The sequence below is a fragment of the Thalassoroseus sp. genome, assembly GCF_984380535.1.
In genome coordinates, this window is the sequence record NZ_CFHRBF010000014.1 from 184,928 (window position 1) to 204,467 (window position 19,540).

General features: G+C 55.6%; 13 protein-coding genes. 7 read left to right on the plus strand and 6 right to left on the minus strand.

Translation table 11 applies throughout. The annotated features are described in order from the left end of the window. Positions 1–15 precede the first annotated feature (15 nt). Together AC5DDB_RS19955 and AC5DDB_RS19960 are read left to right on the plus strand one after the other, a co-directional pair. On the plus strand, positions 16–1,818 hold the full coding sequence (locus tag AC5DDB_RS19955) for a glycoside hydrolase family 15 protein (RefSeq protein ID WP_491741522.1): 1,803 nt from the start codon (positions 16–18) through the stop codon (positions 1,816–1,818). Between the two features lie 31 nt (positions 1,819–1,849). Further along, positions 1,850–3,415 carry a vitamin K epoxide reductase family protein gene (locus AC5DDB_RS19960; protein ID WP_491741523.1) on the plus strand — a complete coding sequence of 522 codons (1,566 nt, stop codon included), beginning with the start codon at positions 1,850–1,852 and terminating at the stop codon, positions 3,413–3,415. A gap of 18 nt (positions 3,416–3,433) precedes the next feature. Here the strand turns inward: AC5DDB_RS19960 and AC5DDB_RS19965 are convergent, their stop codons facing one another. Together AC5DDB_RS19965 and AC5DDB_RS19970 are read right to left on the minus strand one after the other, a co-directional pair. Beyond that, entirely contained in the window at positions 3,434–4,276 is an 843-nt protein-coding gene (locus AC5DDB_RS19965) for an anti-sigma factor family protein (protein ID WP_491741524.1), read from the minus strand. A 1-nt stretch (position 4,277) separates the two neighbouring features. Beyond that, entirely contained in the window at positions 4,278–4,859 is a 582-nt protein-coding gene (locus AC5DDB_RS19970) for an RNA polymerase sigma factor (protein WP_491741525.1), read from the minus strand. 615 nt (positions 4,860–5,474) lie between these two features. Between AC5DDB_RS19970 and AC5DDB_RS19975 the strand changes: the two genes are divergently transcribed. Further along, positions 5,475–5,846 carry a hypothetical protein gene (locus tag AC5DDB_RS19975; protein WP_491741526.1) on the plus strand — a complete coding sequence of 124 codons (372 nt, stop codon included), beginning with the start codon at positions 5,475–5,477 and terminating at the stop codon, positions 5,844–5,846. A gap of 87 nt (positions 5,847–5,933) precedes the next feature. Next, positions 5,934–6,515 (plus strand): helix-turn-helix domain-containing protein, encoded by a 582-nt coding sequence (locus AC5DDB_RS19980; protein WP_491741527.1) that lies wholly within the window; start codon positions 5,934–5,936, stop codon positions 6,513–6,515. Between the two features lie 2 nt (positions 6,516–6,517). On the opposite strand, the gene AC5DDB_RS19985 is transcribed toward AC5DDB_RS19980, so the two are convergent. From AC5DDB_RS19985 to AC5DDB_RS19995, 3 genes are all read right to left on the minus strand, one after another. After that, positions 6,518–8,056, minus strand: coding sequence for a TolC family protein (locus tag AC5DDB_RS19985; protein ID WP_491741528.1), 1,539 nt, complete (start codon positions 8,054–8,056; stop codon positions 6,518–6,520). A 266-nt stretch (positions 8,057–8,322) separates the two neighbouring features. Beyond that, on the minus strand, positions 8,323–12,252 hold the full coding sequence (locus AC5DDB_RS19990) for an efflux RND transporter permease subunit (RefSeq protein ID WP_491741529.1): 3,930 nt from the start codon (positions 12,250–12,252) through the stop codon (positions 8,323–8,325). Positions 12,253–12,326: 74 nt separating this feature from the next. Next, complete coding sequence (locus tag AC5DDB_RS19995; protein WP_491741530.1) at positions 12,327–14,579, minus strand: heavy metal-binding domain-containing protein; 2,253 nt, start codon at positions 14,577–14,579, stop codon at positions 12,327–12,329. A gap of 895 nt (positions 14,580–15,474) precedes the next feature. Between AC5DDB_RS19995 and AC5DDB_RS20000 the strand changes: the two genes are divergently transcribed. Next, positions 15,475–15,882 (plus strand): hypothetical protein, encoded by a 408-nt coding sequence (locus tag AC5DDB_RS20000; RefSeq protein WP_491741531.1) that lies wholly within the window; start codon positions 15,475–15,477, stop codon positions 15,880–15,882. Positions 15,883–16,106: 224 nt separating this feature from the next. Here AC5DDB_RS20000 and AC5DDB_RS20005 read toward each other — a convergent pair whose 3' ends face one another. Next, positions 16,107–16,529, minus strand: a complete 423-nt coding sequence (locus tag AC5DDB_RS20005; RefSeq protein ID WP_491741532.1) for a hypothetical protein — start codon at positions 16,527–16,529, stop codon at positions 16,107–16,109. Between the two features lie 1,261 nt (positions 16,530–17,790). On the opposite strand from AC5DDB_RS20005, the gene AC5DDB_RS20010 reads away from it, so the two are divergent. Together AC5DDB_RS20010 and AC5DDB_RS20015 are read left to right on the plus strand one after the other, a co-directional pair. Next, positions 17,791–18,060 (plus strand): response regulator, encoded by a 270-nt coding sequence (locus AC5DDB_RS20010; RefSeq protein ID WP_491741533.1) that lies wholly within the window; start codon positions 17,791–17,793, stop codon positions 18,058–18,060. Between the two features lie 210 nt (positions 18,061–18,270). After that, on the plus strand, positions 18,271–19,071 hold the full coding sequence (locus tag AC5DDB_RS20015; protein ID WP_491741534.1) for an IS5 family transposase: 801 nt from the start codon (positions 18,271–18,273) through the stop codon (positions 19,069–19,071). Positions 19,072–19,540 lie beyond the last annotated feature (469 nt).

Here is a 19,540-nt window from a genome sequence, read left to right on the forward strand (position 1 = left end):
TGTGAGATTTTTCGCGTGCGTCCTGAAAGCTCTATCGCAGGTTATGCCATCATTGGTAACGGTCAGACGGCGGCCCTGGTGGATCGCCGGGGATCGATCGATTGGTGTTGCTGGCCTCGATTCGACAGCCCCGCCGTTTTTTGCCGACTGCTCGATGCCGAACGCGGCAGCTTCTTTCAAATTGCACCGCCTCAGCCGTTCGAAGTCACACGCACATACGTGGGTGAGACGAATATCCTGATGACGACGTTTTCCACCGCCACCGGTCAGGTGCGGAACCAGGATTTCATGCCAGCCCCCGATGACGAGGATAGACAGTCCATTCCGCATCGGATTTTGCGAAAAATTCAAGGTCTGCGGGGATCGGTCGAGTTGGAAGTGACCTTCCGCCCGAGCTTCAATTTTGCCCAAGCGAACGCTGAATTCTTCTGTGATTCCCGAGGGGCCAGAGCCATCTCCGAGCAGGGAGCGTTGAGCCTTGTTTGCCCGATTCCACTGCAGAAACAGGCGGAGGCTCTGGTCGGTCGCAGGGTCATTGAGGCTGGCGACGAACTTTGGATCGCCCTTACGCATTGTCCCCCGAACGACGCCGAAGCTCATCTCGATTTCACCGTTGACGAGGCCGAGTCCGAATACCATCGAACCCAAGACTATTGGCAGCGTTGGCTGTCGAAATGTATTTACGATGGACCGGATCAGCAACTTGTACGACGGAGTTTGTTAGCGCTCAAACTGTTGTTCTTTCATCCCTCTGGGGGATTGGTGGCCGCTCCGACGACGTCGTTGCCGGAGGACATTGGCGGGGTTCGCAACTGGGATTACCGCTACACCTGGCTGCGGGATTCTGGTTTGATGCTCGATGTGTTGCAACAACTTGGCTACCACGACGAATCTCTGCAATTCATTGACTGGTTAGAGCGGCTGCACACAAATGAGCAGACAAATCTGAAGATCATGTACACAGTCGATGGAACCGCGGCCCCTTCGGAGCGGGAACTCGATCACCTGGCTGGCTATCGGGGTTCACGTCCGGTGCGGGTGGGGAATGCCGCTACCGATCAGATCCAACTTGATGTATATGGGCATGTGATCGATGCGGTCGTGTTGTGCATCGAGCGGATGCCGCGTCCGGTGCGGCCGGAACTTTGGGAATTACTCTCCGCTTGGGCCGATCAGGCGGCAACGCATTGGCTGCAACCCGATCGAGGACCATGGGAAGTGCGGGGGGAGCCGCAACATTTCCTCTATTCCAAGTTGTACTGTTGGGTCGCGTTGGATCGTGCTGTTCGGTTGGCGGAGGACAACGAGCTAGCCGGGCCATTGGATCGGTGGCGAAACGAACGCGACGCGATTCGGCAAGCCATCCTCGCTCAGGGTTATCACAAAGAACTTCAAACCTTCACCCAAACGCTGGATGGTGCGACAGTGGACTCCAGTGTGCTGACATTACCCTTGAACAATTTCTTGTCGGCGAGCGATCCGCGGATGCTCTCGACCATCCAGTGCGTGCAGTCGCGGCTGATGGATGGCGGATTGCTGTCTCGCTATTCCGAAGATAGCTTGCCGGGTACGGAAGGAGCCTTCGTCCTGTGCTGTTTTTGGCTGGTCAGCAATCTGGCCTTGGCCGATTGCGTCGAAGGTGCCCGGCAATTGTTCGACCATGTGTGTGGGTTTGCCAACGATGTCGGTTTGTTGGCAGAAGAAATCGATCCCGCCACCGGGGAGTTGCTTGGCAACTTTCCGCAGGGCTTTGCCCACCTCGGTCTGATTCGCGCCGCCTTGCATTTAGCTGAGGCTGAACGGAGAAACTCAATCTGATTCATCATTTCGTTCAGGAAGAGATTACACGATGTCTGATTCTCACGAACACGAAAACCATGATCTTGGTATGGGGGGACGCGGTGTGACTCGTCCCATGGCGGAACAGCAGGCCAAGCAGCATCATGAGGAAATGCACTCGGATGGCGGTCATGAGATGAGTCACGAAGATCGTTTGATGATGCTCAACATGCATCACAAGCAAACTCTGTGGATCTATTGGACGCTGCCGCTGATCGGCATTTGGACGGCGTTGGCCCCGTTCACCTTTGGCTATCTCAACGAGAGTCTGTGGGTCGATCCCAGCGGCGGTCGTGGCGTGTGGTTCTCCGATGCCACCCACACAGAGCTCAGAGCCCAATTGATGACCTGGAGCGATGTCGTCACCGGTTTGCTGCTAGTCGTCTTTGGTTGGCGATCCCTGACACCCAACCGGCCCAAAAGTTTGTGGACGTGTTGTTTTCTTGGCATCTGGCTAACATTCGCCCCGATTCTGCTTTGGGCACCGACGGCCGCCTCCTATCTCAACGACACCATCATTGGCATGCTATTGATCGCCTTGACGATCCTGATTCCCGGCATGCCGAATATGATCATGTATATGCAAATGGGACCGCCCACACCGCCGGGGTGGAGTTACAACCCCTCTAGTTGGCCGCAGCGGTGGATCATGATTGTGGCGGGCTTTGTGGGCTTCGTGGTCTCGCGTTACTTGGCGATGTTTCAGTTGGGCTATATGGATTGGATCTGGGATCCTTTCTTTGGATTCGAAGCCGGCACGAAGCAGGTGCTCAATTCGAAAATGAGTCATAGTTTACCGATCAGCGACGCCGGTCTAGGTGCTGTCTCCTACACCTTCGAATTTTTGATGGGCTATATGGGCAGTCCGGCGCGGTGGCGAACGATGCCCTGGATGGTGGCGTTCTTTGGGATCCTCGTCATTCCGTTGGGGCTGACACACATTGTACTAGTGGTCTCGCAACCAATGGTTGTGCACGATTGGTGTTTCTTTTGCCTGATGGCCGCATTGATCATGTTGCCGATGATTCCCTTGGAAGTCGATGAAGTCGTGGCGATGGGTCAGCATATGATCGAAGCCAAACGCCGTGGCGATCGTGGTGGTTCGCTGTGGGAGATTTTCTGGAAAGGTGGCTCGGCGGAAGGCTGCACCGCTGATGAACGCTCCCCGGAATTGATGGCTCTCCCCGAAAAACCTGGGGCAGTCTTCCTGTCGTCCATTTGGGGCATGAGTTTCCCGTGGACACTCACTGCTGCTAGCCTCATCGGTGTGGGACTGATGTTCTTGCCGACGCTCTTTGGTGTGGACATCAAAACTGGAGATGCTGATGTCGGTCACTTCGGCGGAGCGTTGATCGTCACCGTCTCGGTGGTCTGTATGGGCGAGGTGCTGCGACTCGGGCGATATCTGAATGTGCTATTGGCGTTGGTGGTCGGTGGGTTACCCTGGATCCTCGACGGCGGCTCCACCGGTTACGCCATTGCCGCGACCGTTGCGGCGGCGTTGGTACTCGTCCTGTCCTTACCCCGTGGCCCGAAAACCGAACAATACGGCTTGTGGGACAAGTATGTTCGCTGACGGTCAACACAACTCGTCTCACGAAATTTGTGGCCGCACACGTTGGTAATGTTCGACGATCTGGAGAACCTCTTCCAGATCGTGCGCACCAACAACTGTGACAAACCGCTTGCCCAAAGGGACAGTGAATGCCAAATGAGAATCGAACTGTACGATGCGGCACGTCATACCGGCACATTCGGCGGATAAAGCCGGCCGATTTCCGAACCAAATCGGCTGGTCCGCTTCGTGTTCGAAGAGTGCCAATTGGCGGCCGTCTGAGTCGGTATAGGTTGCCTGGAGACATTCGCAACAGGGCATGTCCAGCAGATATGCGGCATCCAGTTCATAGCCCGGCGGCGGACCCGCAGCGGCAATGGGCCGGTAAGGCAACCGTGTGGCAGCCTGTTCCATCGTCACAGCCTCGCCCCGGTAATGCGTTACCAGAACCTGCTGTGCCTCCCGGGGCTGCTCGGCAAAAAGCGTGAGGTACCGATCGAAATTGACAGCCAAGTGCTTGCTATGGTCGTGAGTTTCTTCCGGACTGAAAAACCAAATGACAGTCACGACAACAATCGCCACCAAACTTCCGGCGATGGCGAGCAAGCGGCGGCGGCGAGAAACTCCCGCAGGTTTGACGACTTGGTGAGCCACGGGTTGTGGTGGCTGGCTCGTCAATTTGTCTTCGATGGCCGACCACGATGGCGGGGGGCCGGGATCTGAGAGTGAACCCGCCAAGTCGGAGAGTGTTTGATAGCCCGCCAATTCCTCTCGGCAGACGCTGCAATCGACCAGATGTTGTCGGAGCCGTTCGGCGGTCTCCGTGGAGAGTTCGCGGTCGTGATAGGCGGAAAGTCGGTCGCGAGCCGTTTCGCAGTTCATATCAAGGCTCCCATCCGAGTACGATGAGACTGGTCTTCAACTGCGTCCGTGCACGATTGAGCCGCGAGGCGACGGTGCCTTCGGGGATTTCGAGTGTTTCCGCCAGTTCGGTATAGCTCAACTGTTCAACTTCCTTGAGCAGGAAAATCGTCCGCAGCTCAGGCTCCAGTTGACTCAACGCATGCTCCAGCAATTCATGCTGCTCTCCCCGAACGGCTTCGTTGATTGAGGAATCCGCCGGTTCCTCGATGAGCTTGCCATCCACTTTCCGTTTGCGGCGGCGGAGATGTTGCAGACATTCGTTGACAGCCAAACGATACAGCCAAGTCCGAAATCGCGACCGGCCCGCGAATTGATCGATTTTTTGAAAAAGTCTGAGAAAAATCTGCTGGGTCAGATCATCGGCCTCTTGGGCACCGACCAGTCGATAAGCTAGCCGATACACGGGTTTCTGATAAAACTCATAAAGTTGCCGCAATGATTCTCGATCGCCATTCCCGCAGGCAGCCAGCAACTCGGCGGCTGGCTCGACCGGCTTTTCGTCTTCACAAGATTGGATGCCGCGGGAGGGCGATTTCTTCACGTTTTTCATGGTTCTGAGCGGAAGATTAGCAAACTTTCGAGAATTTCGCGAAGAACTCGGCCGCTGCCCGCATCTAATGGGCAGGAGAAAATCATGTTCCGCTGCCTGTTGACTATTATCGTACTCATTGTGAGCACGCCGCAGCCGTGTTGCGGAGGGTGTTCGCAGTCGGTGTCAACAACTGCCAGCTCGCAAATTACGACCGACACTCGGGCGTGTCCCTACTGCAGCGGTTCCCGGAAATCCGGCGGTGACTCGCAAAAATCTGGACCCTGCTCCTGCGCACGTTCCGATATTCGTGATCTCTTCTCCAATTCGAGTGGCGGCGAACTTCTCCCGGCTGTGCCCACGGCGATCATGAACTCCAATTCGCCCGGCTTGGTCTCGTTGCGATCACAGTTCACGCTTGTCCGCAGCCGTCAGTGGACGGATTTTGGGCCACCGCTGCGAGTGATTCTGCAGCGTTTTTTGCTGTAGACAACTCCCTCTCTACGATGATGTCCATCTGTCGGCGACTCTCTGGATGGACTCGCCCGGCATTTTCCTAGATGTGATTCCGCTGCGCACGCGTATGCGCGGACTGCTCGTTCGTTTTCTTTTCCAAGGATAACTCTGATGTTGCGTCTATCGGTTTTGTTGTCTGCTGTCGTCCTCTCCCTTCTACTCTTCGCGGCCCTCGGATGTGGACCGTCATCTGAGAACCCCGAATCCCAACCGGCCAACGCCAATTCTCAATCTGATGACGATCACGCCAAGCATGGTGATCAGCATGAGAAGATCACAGCCAATCTCGCCAAGCTCTCACCGGAAGAGCAAAAGTCCGCCGAAGCTCAAAAACTCTGTCCGGTGACTGAGGAACCGCTGGGTTCGATGGGCACGCCGATCAAGGTCGAAGTGAAAGATCAAACCGTCTGGGTCTGTTGTTCCGCATGCGTCGATCAAGTCAAGGAGAATCCCGAGAAGTTCCTCGCCAAGTTGGAGAAGTGATTCCCTCACTCGGTGATCCCTCACTCGGTGAACCGCCGGAAATCGGGCTTCCGGCGGCGTTTTGTTTCTCTTGCGAAAATGGGACGCATGCGATTGTTGATCGTCCATCCCGAGCAGGCGACGGCTGTGACTTTGGCGGAACGTTTGGCGGCCTTGCAACACACGGTGCAAAGCGTGGCTACGCCGGAAGTCGCCTTGGACGTGGCCGCTCGCAGGGAATTCGACGTGATTCTGCTGTCACTCGATTTACCGAGTGGAGCCGTGGAGTTGCTACAAATGCTACGCGACATCCATCCCACCTGCGAAGTGGTTGTGCTGACCCGTCAAACGTCATCTCAATCGGCCATTGCCGTTTTGCATCGGGGAGCCTTCGGGGTGGTGCGGGAACCGTATCATTGGGAAGAACTCGAAGCGGTTCTGATGAAGGCCGCCGCGTTCGCTCGGCTGTCTCGCGAAAATGCCGATCTGCGAGCCCAACTGGGTCACAATCCCCCCACGGACAACTTGGCCGAACGAGAGCGGCGCCATGTGGCGGCGGTGCTTCGACGGGAGCAAGGCAGCAAAGTTCGGGCAGCGGAGGCGTTGGGAATCAGCCGACGTAGTCTGTACCGTTTGATTGACAAACATGGATTGAGGCAACCCCACGACACTTCGGAAGCGGAATCCTGATGTCAGGACGATTGGCCTTCACCCGGAAAGAAGTCGATCAAATCGACGTCCGGCTGTGGCTTCTTTGGCAAATCCTTGTCGTCAGCAGATCCGTCTTTCGGTTCGGGAGCGGGAGCGGGTGCCGCTTCGATGGGAGGTCCCGTCGTGAACTCCGGCAGGGTCGCCAATTGACAACCCACAGCTCGCTCTATCGAGGCGAACGTCTGACCAAGATTGGCGCGCAGGCGGGCGAGTTGAATTTGGAACCGCAGTAGTTCGTTGTAGTTGTCGATGATCTGCAGGAAATCGACTTTGCCGACCCGGTAATCTGCCACCGACACTCGCAATGTTTGCTCAGCTCGGGGAATGATGCTTTCGCTGAACAATTCGATTTGCTGCTGGTGAGCGTCGGCTTGGGCAATCAGGCGGCGAATTTGCCGAAACGTTTCATCGCGTTCAGCATCGTAACGACGAGCGTCTTCCAAAACCCGATATTCCGCCTCCCGAACGCCGGCCCGAAGTTTATCTTGCCAAATCGGCAGGGACAGCCCGACCGTGACTTGGTAGTTGTCGTTTCCGTTCGCGTTCCGAGCGATGGCATTGTCGGTGGTAACCGCTTGCCACCCCAGGCCGACGTTGAAGTCAGGATAATATTGCAAGCAGGCTAATTCTCGTTTTCGCTGGTCACGCACGATTGCATGTAATCGTGCCTGCAATTCCGGGCGACATTGCACAGCGGCCTCATACAGAGAGTCGATCTGCTTGGGCACATCGTCTAATGCGATTTCCTTTTCCGCCATCGGTTCGGCATCTGGCGAGGTGTGCAGCAGTTCCGCCAAGTCGGCCTGCGAGACGTCCAAGGCCCGGTTCAGTTGAATCAACTGGTCTTGAATGCGATCCAACTCCAACTGAGCGCGCAACACATCCTGCTGGCTGCCCCCGGTGCGGTAACGAGCTTCGGCAAATTGGAGCAGATCCTCTAGCAGTTCTCGACTGGACTCGGTAATCTCAATCGCCTGCTGATTGGCGAACAATTCGTAATACGTCAATTTTACCTGCTCAATGACACGGAGTTGCGTTTGAGCGACTTGCGTCAGAGCAATTTTGGTTTCCTGTTCCTCAACCTCGCCACGAACTCGGAGCTTGCTTAACCAGGGAAACTTTTGACTCAGCGAGAGTGTGTTCGGCAACCGCCCGCCTGCGGTTTGCAAGGAATGGTCTTCCAGCGGATAAAAGGTATCGGAGAGCATCGGATCATCAAGAGCGGTCACCTGAGGAATCCGCTCGGACTGGGCCGCCACGCGATGTGTCGCGGCCAGCAACTCGGGGTTCCGTTCCAGAGCGGTCAGCACGTAGAAGTCGACCGGATGGCTTCCATTCAAATCGTCCTCAACGGGCAACGTCACGGGACCATCGAGTTGAGGAAAACACGCCGCTAATCCCGCTTGGTAGGCCACTTGGGAATAGTCGGCCGATGGTGGAGGTGCGGTGGCACAGCCGGTGCCCAGACTCATGAGGAAAAGTCCCAACGGCAGATGGTGTTTTCGAGTCCAAGTTCGCATTCTTCCGAGTTCCCTTTCCGGCTGATTCTCCACGCTCCAGCATTGGAGATTGCGGAAATCGCGGCCTCTGCCAATGGAATCGGATGTAACGATTCGAGGGCTTGAGACGAATTGGCGATCGACTATGAAGCCACGGCAGGAAGTCTCTTCCGCGTCCTATTCCTTGCCAGAATTCGACTTAAAGAACTCAGAGTGTGCGGATTCGGCACACGAAAGAGGAAAAGGAAGAAGAACCCAGGGGACCTGATTGGATTCAGACGCTCGACTCACTGAGCTTTGAACAGCCGATCTCGGATTCCGGCGCGAATTTTGATTTCCTTGACCAAGCAATACAGCACGGGGACGACGAACATTGTCAAGATCGCAATCAACATACCGCCAAAGCTGGGAATGGCCATCGGCACCATGATGTCCGAGCCGCGTCCGGTGGAGGTCAGCACCGGAATCAAAGCGAGGATTGTGGTCGCCGTGGTCATCAAACACGGCCGCACCCTTCGTAAACCGGCTTCAACTGTTGCGGCCCGTGCGTCCTCGATCGTATCGATTTGAGCCGATCGAAAACTCTGATCTAAATAAGTGGCAATCACCACGCCGTCGTCGGAGGCAATGCCAAACAACGCCAAAAATCCCACCCAGACCGCCACACTGAGATTGATGGGATGAATCTGAAATAGACTTCGCATGCTGGTTCCGAGAACCTCGAAATCCAGAAACCATGGCTGTCCATACAACCATAGCATCAAGAATCCACCGGCCCAAGCAACGACGATCCCACTGAAGACCAGCGAGGTCGTGATTGTGTCTTTGAACTGAAAATAAAGAATCAAAAAAATCAAAAACAACGCCAACGGCAACACCACCATCAGTGTTCTTTGGGAACGGACTTGGTTCTGATAATTACCGGCAAATTCATAACTGACACCCGGTGGCAACACCAATGTCCCGGCTTCGATCTGTTCCTGCAGGTACGCCTGTGCCTGTTCCACGACATCGACTTCGGCGTTGCCCGGCTTCATATCAAAGAGCACATAGGCGACCAGGAACGTATCTTCACTTTTGATCGCCTGGGGTCCACGAACGTAGCGGATTTCGGCAAGTTGCTCCAACGGAATTTGTGCCCCATCAGGCGCGGCGACCAAGATGCGGCCCAGGTTTTCGATGTCGTCCCGCAGTTCCCGAAGGTAACGCACGCGCACTGGATACCGCTCCCGGCCTTCGACAGTGGTTGTGATTCGGCGGCCGCCGATGGCCACTTCAATCACATCCTGCACTTGCCCGATCTGCAACCCGTAGCGAGCAATCGCGGGACGGTCGATTTCGATTTCGATGTACGGTTTCCCCACCACCCGGTCGGCAATTACCGCGGAAGCTTCCACACTGGGCACGTTTTTGAGTAGCCGCTCGAAATCCAAAGCGACTTTTTCGATCGTTTTCAGATCCGGTCCCTTGATTTTGATGCCCATCGGAGCCCGCATGCCACTCTGAAGCATCACCAGCCGTGCGGCAATTGGCTGCAATCGCGGAGCCGAAGTCGTTCCGGGAATCTCTGCGGCTTGTGTGATTTCCCTCCAGATATCGTCAGGAGTGCGGATGTGCTCCCGCCATTGCCGAAACGGTCGGCCGGATTCATCGGCAATCAGTTCTCCCTGCTCATCCCGCAGAAAGGTCGCCGTTTCTTCGTCAAAACGGAACTTGAGCCGATGGCCGTCCGCATCGGTTTTGTATTCCGGTTGGTAACTGACAATCGTTTCGATCATCGAGACCGGAGCGGGATCCAACGGCGTATCCGCCCGGCCGATTTTCCCCACCACCGACTCCACTTCGGGAATGGCGGCAATCCGCTGGTCTTGAATCGAGATCACCTCCTGGGCTTCGCCGATGGAGGCATGCGGCATGGTGGTGGGCATGTACAGAAACGAGCCTTCATCCAGCGGCGGCATGAACTCTTCACCCAGACCGGGAAACAATTCCCCACCCCGCTGAAACAGCGAGGCGTTGCGAATTTGTTCCCGATCCATCCCCAGTCGATCGCTGACCGCAAGGACCGGCCCCACAACTTTCTCAAAGCCCAACCAGACCATGCCCCCGGCAACGACAATCGAAAACGGCAGCATCAGAAACAGAAACTTGTGATCCAACGCCCACCGCAGAATCGGCCGGTACAGGAAACGCTGAAAGATCAGAAAGAAACCGAGCAGCCCCCCGATCAGCGTGCCCACGAACAGCAGGTTGTTGAGCAAACCTGACTGTGGGCCGAGCGGCAACCAATGCGTCGCCAGAGTATAACCGACCAACAACAAAGCCACGCCATTGGTCAGCCAGGGGCCGATCCGTCGGATGCCATCCGGCAAACGGCTTTCGAGCAGTTGCCAATTGCCGATGAGAATCAGAATCGCCCCCGCCCACCACGGCAGCCAAAACAGAGCCGCGATGCCGATGAGAATCAGGGCTCCCAAACCGATCTGTTTCAACCGGCTGGCGGTGCCGGTTCGACCGAAGAGGATATGGGCCGCCGGCGGAATGATGGTCAACGCCACCAACACCGAAGCTAAAAGTGCGAAGGTTTTCGTGAATGCCAATGGGCGGAACAGTTTGCCTTCGGCGGCGGACATCGTGAACACTGGCAGGAAGCTAATGACCGTGGTCGCCACCGCCGTCAACACCGCACCGGCGACTTCGCTCGAAGCCCGAAAGACGATTTCCAGGCGACTTTCCTTCGGATCGGCTTCGTCGAGATGTTTGAGGATGTTCTCGTTGAGAATGATCCCCATATCCACCATCGTGCCGATCGCGATGGCAATCCCCGATAAGGCCACCACGTTGGCATCCACACCGAAAGTTCGCATGGCGATAAAGCACATCAAGACCGCCAACGGCAGCAGCGTACTGATCAAGACCGAGCTGCGGAGATTCAACAGCATCACAATGACGACGATGATCGTGACCAGGATTTCCTCGGTCAGAGCCGTATTGAGCGTGCCCAATGTTTCGTAGATCAACCCGGTACGGTCGTAAAACGGGACCACTGTGACTTGGCTGGTCGTGATACCCGGCGGCCATTCGTCCGGATGAGTTCGCATCCACGACACCCACGCATCTTGGCTGAGTTCACCGTCATGATAAGCGGCGAACCCCTGACGCTCGGCAAACGCTTCGAGTTTTTCACGAGTCGTCTTCTGGTAGTCGGCAATGGCTTTCGTCGGCAAACCCGGTTCGAGTCGTTTGAGCGCGGATTTCACATTCTCGATGGCCGCCAACGGGTTGTAACCGTAGCGAGCCACCACGACGCCGCCGACGGCTTCAGCTCCTTCCTTGTCCAGCAAACCACGCCGCAACGCTGGGCCCAATGTCACCGTGCCGATATTGCGGAGATAGATCGGCACATTGTCATTGACCTTGACGACGGTCTGCTCCAAATCCTCCACTGTTTCAATGAATCCCAAGCCGCGAATGACGTACTCGGTTTTGTTGAGCTCGATCGTCCTGGCCCCGACATCCAAGTTCGACTGCCGGACGGCGTTGTAGACATCCGACAGACTCACATTCGCCGCCCGCATGGCATCGGGATCGACATCGATTTGGTACTCTTGCACAAACCCGCCGACCGACGCGACTTCGGCCACCCCTTCCGCCGCCTGCAATGCGTAGCGAACATACCAGTCTTGAATGGTTCGCAATTCATGGAGATCCCAACCGCCGACGGGTTCACCATGAGGGTCACGGCCCTCCAATGTATACCAGTAGACCTGTCCCAGAGCCGTGGCATCGGGGCCCAAGGCGGGCTGCACATCGGTTGGCAGTGTTCCCGCCGGCAAGCTGGCCAGTTTCTCCAGCACACGGCTGCGGGACCAATAGAATTCGATGTCCTCATCGAAGATGATGTAGATCGAGGAGAAACCGAAGAACGAATAGGTGCGGATCGTCTTGACGCCGGGGATTCCTAGCAGTGAGACCGTCAGTGGATAGCTGATCTGGTCTTCCACATCCTGCGGACTTCGCCCCATCCATTCGGTAAATACAATCTGCTGATTCTCGCCGATATCGGGAATCGCATCGGTTGGCACTGGCGACCGCGGCAGCGAACCGACATCCCAGTTGAACGGTGCCACCAACACGCCCCACCCGATGATTGCCAGCACGACCAGCACGACCACCAGCTTGTTTTCCAGACAAAAGCGAATCAATCGGTCCAGCATTGAGCTTCCCAAGTCGAGCGGCGAAAGGTTTGAGCCAGCGAGTTTAAGCAGAAAGAGAACGCGATGTTGCCGACCTACTGACTGGCATTCTCCTCACCGCTGGCGATCTTTTGGATTTTGTCATGGCATTTGAGCATCGTGGCACCAAAGTACGGGTTGAGCGGTTGCTGATCGGCTTGCAACCAACTCGCGCCGGTGTTGCCGAAGGCCATCGGGCAATGGAGCTTGTAAACGGGGCCGGACTCACCCAATCCAAAGCGGTTTACAAGTAACTCCATTTCGGAAGTCAGTGGTTGAAACTGGCCCCGCAACGCTCTCAAATTGTCGACCGACTGCATCTCAGCGAGAATCTTCTGAAGGTTGGATTCTTCGTGAGCCCAAACCGACTTGGGCTTTTCCGCTAAGTCACTTGAGCCGGTTGTTTTTACCGCTGCGGCCAATCGATCCACAGCCGCTTCGGCTTGCGAGAGATCATCACCAGCCAAGGATTTTTGGACAGCAAGATAAGCACTCCAAATATTGCGAAGATCGACGAGGAACGGCTCGGGCACATCCAGTCGGTAAGGCTCTTCCCCCTCGTGACCGAAAGGCCATTGCGATCGGACACGGTTCATCGTCTGCCTCAGACTCTGTGCGATTCGCCGCGCTTCATCCAGTTGTTTGACGCTCTGGCCTTCGACCACATCATTCCGCAAAAGCATCTGAAGTTCGTTCCATTGCAGCGGCGGTTGATCCGGCAACAGTTCACCGTCCACCTGGTCGAGGGCTTGCTGCATTTCCTCGAAGGCGGTTTGGATTTGCTGCAAGTTCTGAGCATCCAGGGCCTGCGTGACTTCTCGCGCGGCCGCATCGAGTTTCCGCAACCGCGCGTGAAAAGCCGGTGGGATGGACGCCGCCATTTCGCCCTCAGCCTGTTCCATGCTTCCGCCGCCGGTGGGCGTCATCATGCTAGGTTTGGCTTGAATTTGCAGAGCCGAATCGATCTTGAAGGTGCCGTTCGTGACCACCAAATCGCCCTCCTGCAATCCCGTAGCGACTTGGTAAAAATTGCCCGCTCGTGGCCCGAGTACAATCTCGCGACCCACATACGTCGGCTTTTTCTCTTTGGGCATTTCGACATACACGACCGCCCGCGTTCCCGTCCGCAGCACCGCCGACTTGGGAACTATCAATGGGGCGTTCCGCGAAAGTTCATCGTCGGGCACATAACCCAGCGACTCGGCCCGCACCAGCGGCATGCCGCAGATGTCGCAGGTGCCCGGTTCGTCTTTGACAATCTCCGGGTGCATGGGGCTGATCCACTTGCCCGCCAAATCGTCATCAATGACCCGCCCGCCCGCGGCGACTTGCGCTTTTACCGTGGCTTGCACGAACATATCCGGCTTAAGTTGGCCGGTGAGATTCGGCACATTCACGCGGACTTTGACCGTACGGGTTTTATCGTTGAGCACGGGATCGATGAAGGCAATCCGACCGGTGAACTCTTCGCCGGGATACGCTTCCGTCTGGAACGCGACCTCCTGCCCGTACCGCAGCCAGGGCAGATCAGACTCATACGCATCTAATAAAACCCAGACCTGCGAGAGATCGGCGACGGCGTAAATCCGCTCACCGACCTGCACATAGTCGCCCTCGTTGCGGTTCTTGTGGATCACGATCCCGCTCAATGGCGAGTAAATCGTCAAGTGATCGCTCGGCTTTTCGCTCTTTTGGATGCTGCCGATTTGCTCTTTCGTCAAGCCCCACAAACGCAGCTTTTCACGCGCCGATTCGACCAAGTCCACCCCGCCGAGATCCGAAAAGAATTTGCTGCCGGTCTCGCCCCGTTCACGTCGCGACTTCGCCGCCTCGATCAGTTCTTGCTGGGCTTGATACAATTCCGGACTGTAGATCGAAGCCAGATGATCGCCTTCCTGAACTTGCACGCCTGTGTAGTCGACGAACAGCCGATCCAACCGTCCCGGTACGCGGGCGGCGATGTACTTCATGCGGGTTTCGTCATAAGCGACTTTGCCAACCATCCGCACGCGGGCCGTCACATATCGTCGCTCGACCAGCGTCGTCTGAATGTTCATCAACGCTTTGGCGGCCGGGCTGAATGAGATCTGGCGAAGGCTCAGCGTCGCGCCTTCGGAGGTGACGGGAATGAGGTCCATCGCACAAATCGGGCACTTCCCCGGTTTGGGGGAGCGAATCTGCGGATGCATCGAACACGTCCACGTCGTCGCCGCCGATGCGTCAGTTCCCGCACCGACCGCATGGTCATGAGTCGCGGAATCCGGGCCGGACGGCGAATCGAAGAACGTCTTCGTCACAATGATTCCCACGACGAACGCTCCGAGCATCGCCAGGACCCTCAACCACCCTTCACGAGAGGTCAACCGCTCGCGAAAGTGTCTCCATTTTGATTGGGCCGGGGTCACTTCAGCACCTCGTAATTGGGAACAGTCAACGAAAGGAGAAGCCGCTGAGGGGCTCGCTATCCAGTTTACGAGGGTCGGACAGAGAATGTTGGCTGATTTTCGAGAACCAAGTGCCCCGCCCAGGTCGGTGATTCCTCGTTCTTTGAAAACCCTATTGTCTCAGGTATCGTCGACTTTCGGTACACTCTGCGAATGCCATGATGAGCGGGGAGTTCGAAAATTTAGGGCTCGTGTGCGAATTCGCCCGAGATGTGCGGCTTAGCCGATTTTTTGACTCGATAGCACGACGCTCGCATATTGCGAATCCGGAATCAATACAGCTCATCACACTCAGTTGGTCGTAATCCGTTACAAACCCAAAGCTGGGCGATTATGGCATCTAACGAGCGAATCCGCCCTTGATTTGGGATGTGGCTGTTGCCCCAACTTGTCTTCTCGGTTCTTAGAGGACCAACGTGGCTCCGCGTCTACCAGCTCCTTCATGTCTCTGCCACGTTTGAGAATCAGATATCGGTTTTCGACGAGTAGCCGTAGGCCATGACAAGAAAGGTAACCAGCTGCATATTCACCGATCCAAGGAACTCCCTTGAAGGCAATTGGAATCCGATTTGCACAGCTTGCGAAAGCTGGAGTCAGTAAACTCCCCCAGCCAGCACAGAATTGAGCAGCACCAACAGTCAAACGTCTTGTACACCATGACACAAAAAGTTAACTTTCGTGATGGGCGGCTGCTTGTTCAAGGCATCACTTCAACACAACTACATGTTTCGTCTAGCTTGACTTGCCAAAGGATTTTCCCATGAAATCGCAACCTCGATTCTTCGTTGGCCTATCCGGAACTCTTTTTGCCCTGGCACTTTTGTTGGCTCCGCAGTCTACGAATGCAGGCTTCGGATTATACATCGGTGGTGGCCACGGTGGCTATTACTCCGGCTATAGCGGATCCTACCCGAGTTATGGATATCGAGGACGAAGTTACTATTCCTACCCCTCCTATGGCCGAAGCTACTATGGTGGGCATGGCTATGGACATGGCAGTTACTACCGGGGTGGCCACAATTATTCAGGCTACTACGGCGGGCACGGTTATGGGCATGGCGGATATTCCGGTCACGGCTATGGCGGTCATGGCTATTACGGGGGACATGGCTATGGCAGTCACCATTATGGCCACGGCGGTCACCACTCAAACCATGGACATCATTAGACCCAGCACTCAAAGCAGGAAGCGGGACACTAGTCACCGCTACGCTGCCTGGACGGCAGTGGCGGACTTTTCTCGTTCAATTCCCTCAGTCGTCGTTGTTTTCACCACGCACGTTCCATCCCGACGTGTAGAGAGAATGATATGACGCAGCAGCGACCTTCCAGGCCGATTACAAAGCAGATCGTGGCATTACTTTTCCACAATAATATTCGCCAAGATTCTCGCTATTGCGAGTCCTGAGTTGGAGCGTCTTTGTCTTCCTTGCCGGATGGGTCGGCTGTCGACTTATTCGAATCCGTCGATGTGGGGTACGTTGCCAAATAGGGCCGCCCGCATTGCGGCTGCACGCAGTGGCAAGGATAAAGTTCCAACATCGAACCGCCCCGGAAATGAGCCCGCAGCCAAGTTCGCCACCAATGCTTCCGATAGGAACCGCACTCGCAGTGATACCTTGCCGGATGAAAACACCCGTCGCTGCCGCAAGGACACACATCAAATCCTGGGTATCCGTAAGGAACGTATCCGATTCCAAAACAGGGTTGAGTCGGCTGGACTGTCACAGGCGGTGATTTCTGCTCGGCAGTGAAGGCGGTGCTCGACGTGGCCATGCCCAGGATGAAGATGATCGGGATGCGGCTGAGTTTCATTCGAGTGTTTCCTTCCGGAGATTGATCTGCGTCGCTGAACCAGCAAAGCCCAGTCGCTGGACATTGCCTTTTGTATCGGTTCGACGAAGTCCGTCGCTCCGCCGCACTTGGAATGATGTCAGACGGCCATCAGGAGAAATTTCGGAATAATCGGTACAGCTTCTCCGTTATGGCTAAGTTCGCGCCCATAGCCGCGATACCGCAACCGAGTCGTTTGTTGGAACAAGAATATTGCTCTGGCCTCTGGCCACCATGCTGACTAGACTCCGTTCGCCGTTTCGGCTTGGATGCTATCGGCGAGTTTCAGAGATTTTCACTTCATCTGCAGAAGTCGTCTCGACTAGATTCAGATCTCGTCCGGTTTCCAACCGATCAGAAAACAAGACTCCGCCTTAATCTTCCTCGCTGGCTCCGTTTCATGCTTCCTTCCTCGACAGCCTCCCGAATTACCTCCGCTGGGCTGGTCATCGTGTTGCTGTTCAACGCGTTGTCCGTCTCGGGACGGACGGTGTGTGGCTGTCGTCAGAGGGCTGCCGTCTCGAATGACTGCGGTCGATCTCTGTGGTCTAGCAAGCAGTCAGACTTTGGTTGGCGAGGCTTGCATAATGGGGCCTGCTGTGGCTGTCACGAAATCCCTCAGGCTGTCCAAGAGAGGGGCCAGGAGTGGGCAACGCTATGGGTGCCCTGCTCATGCCGATGCGACCAGCCCTTTCCGGCCATGCCGACAGCCGTGGTCCAACGCGTCGTCACGACAGAGGATTCGTTAGGCTGGACTCAAACCCTCCCTCTGGTCCAAGGGCTGCTAGATCCGGCTCCCTCGACGAACACTCTGCCGGGTGAATTTTCCGCCCGTGGATTTCAGCTTCCGATTCGAATTCGGTGCTGCGTTTGGCTGACATAAACCTATTCTCCGCACCTGAACGTGTGCGTTGAGAAATAAATGGTTTCAGGTCATTGCGTGGCGATTTCCACGTTTGCCTGGCCACCAGTTGGGTTTCTTATTTCTTAAGATCTGGGATCGGGCATCCGAACGAGACGGATACCGATTCTGCCAGGTCCCAAGACTTGCAGTCAATCGAGGAGTCTCATTGTGCGTCTAGTCCATGTTAGTACCGACTCGGAAATTTCCTGTCCATCCCAAACTCTATCTGGTTGGCGATCTCTGTTCACCATCCCTCCACGACGAATACTGCTTGTCGATTCGTCCGACTTGCTAGTGGACTCAGAGCCATCAGATTGTGCCGAGCGTGGTTGGCAACTCGTGCGCGCCGTTAATGCGTTGGAAGCTTACCAAGAAGCTACCCGGCAGCCGATTGATTTGGCGATCATTGCCATTGATCTGCCGGATGAAAGCGGTTGGCTTGTCGCCGCTAAACTGAAACTTCGAACTCATCCGCCGCAAATTTGGTTGGTTGGAAACGAGTTCGACCGGCAAGCCGCCGAACTTGCTAGCGAAATTGGAGCCGATCAGTATCGGACTCGGCAAGAACTGCCAGTCTGTCTGGCAGAGGTTTTCTCAAAGCGACAATAAGATCTTATCTCCTATACATTTGCGGCATCGTCCCACTGCGATCTCGACACAGTCATAAGAACTGTTGGGGATGACAGTTCCGGCTGTCCATGTCAATTGCATAGTCCCATCTTTCAAGAACATGTCGCTGATCCTTAAGAACCAAACAAAAAACCGTTCGGCACAAGATTTGCGCCATAACATTTTCCACCTCTAACAATAGGAAATGTCATGGCTGATTCCACAATGCCACCTGAATTCTATGAAGCAATCAAGCCGTATCTGCCGCCCGAAAAACCGGTGGGGCCACAAGGCGGTGCTCCGATGACACCCAACGAAACGGTCATGAATGTGATCTATTTCGTGCTCACAACCGGCATCTCCTGGTGCCACGTGCCCCCGCAGATGGGATGCTGCGGCGAGACCGCCCGCACGCGGCTGAAGCTGTGGCAGAAACTCAATGTCTGGCCGAAGATTCATCAGCATTTCGTGGGCGAACTGGAGCGACTCGGGCGGTTGGACGCCGAGGCCATCATCATTGATTCCAGCCACGTTCCCGCGCCCGGCGGAGGCGAATCGACCGGCCCCAGTCCGGTCAATCGTGGCAAGAAAGGCACGAAATACTCGGTATTGACGGACAAAAACGGGGCTCCGTTGGTGATTCGGCACAACTCCGCTGGCACCAGCGACCATGCCCAGATTGTGCCCACGATTCTTGATCTTGAGGAACAAGGCTTCGATTTGAACGACTCGGATTCTGATCCCGGGAAGGCGTATGCCGATGCGGGCTATGACTCCGAGCCGACTCGAGACCGATTGCGATATTTGGGAATCGAGCCGCACATCCGCCGCAAAGGCACCGAGCATGGTAGCCACTTAGGTCGTGTGCGTTGGGTGGTCGAACGCACGATCGGCTGGATCAAAAAGCTCCGACGATTGCAGACACGTTATGATCGCCACGACACCATCTTGGATGCCTGGGAATCACTAGCGGCCAGTGGAATCTGCTACCGACTAGCAACCGCCGACTAAATCAAAGTCCCTGCAGTTTGGTTTTTATTTAGGTAGTTTTTTGTTTGGTTCTAAGGGAATGCCATTCCGCCGCGTCAGTCTCCAAGTGTGCCAGCACAGCACGTCGGTGTGCGGTTTCTGACGAGGCGGAATCGATTTCTCCGAATCCTGCCGACCTGATGTTTTCTTAAAGCGGTAGAAACAAAGAAAAGCGAGGATCGCGCGAAGAAATTCGACTCCCCGGTCATCGAACCTTCCAGCAAGTCCATTGGCTCGAAAGGGAGACGTTCATGTTGGGGACAATTTGTCGAGTTGGTCATCGTTTCGCGACAAAGGGGCCTGTCGAAACAATACGGTGGATACGAACTGATCTGGACGAGCTTTTTCGAGAACGATGGTTAGTTATTCGCACTGCGGCTGAGGCACCCGAAGCCGACTGGTCTTCTGAAGAGTGTCAGCGATATGAGCCAATGTGTTACCAGTGTATTGA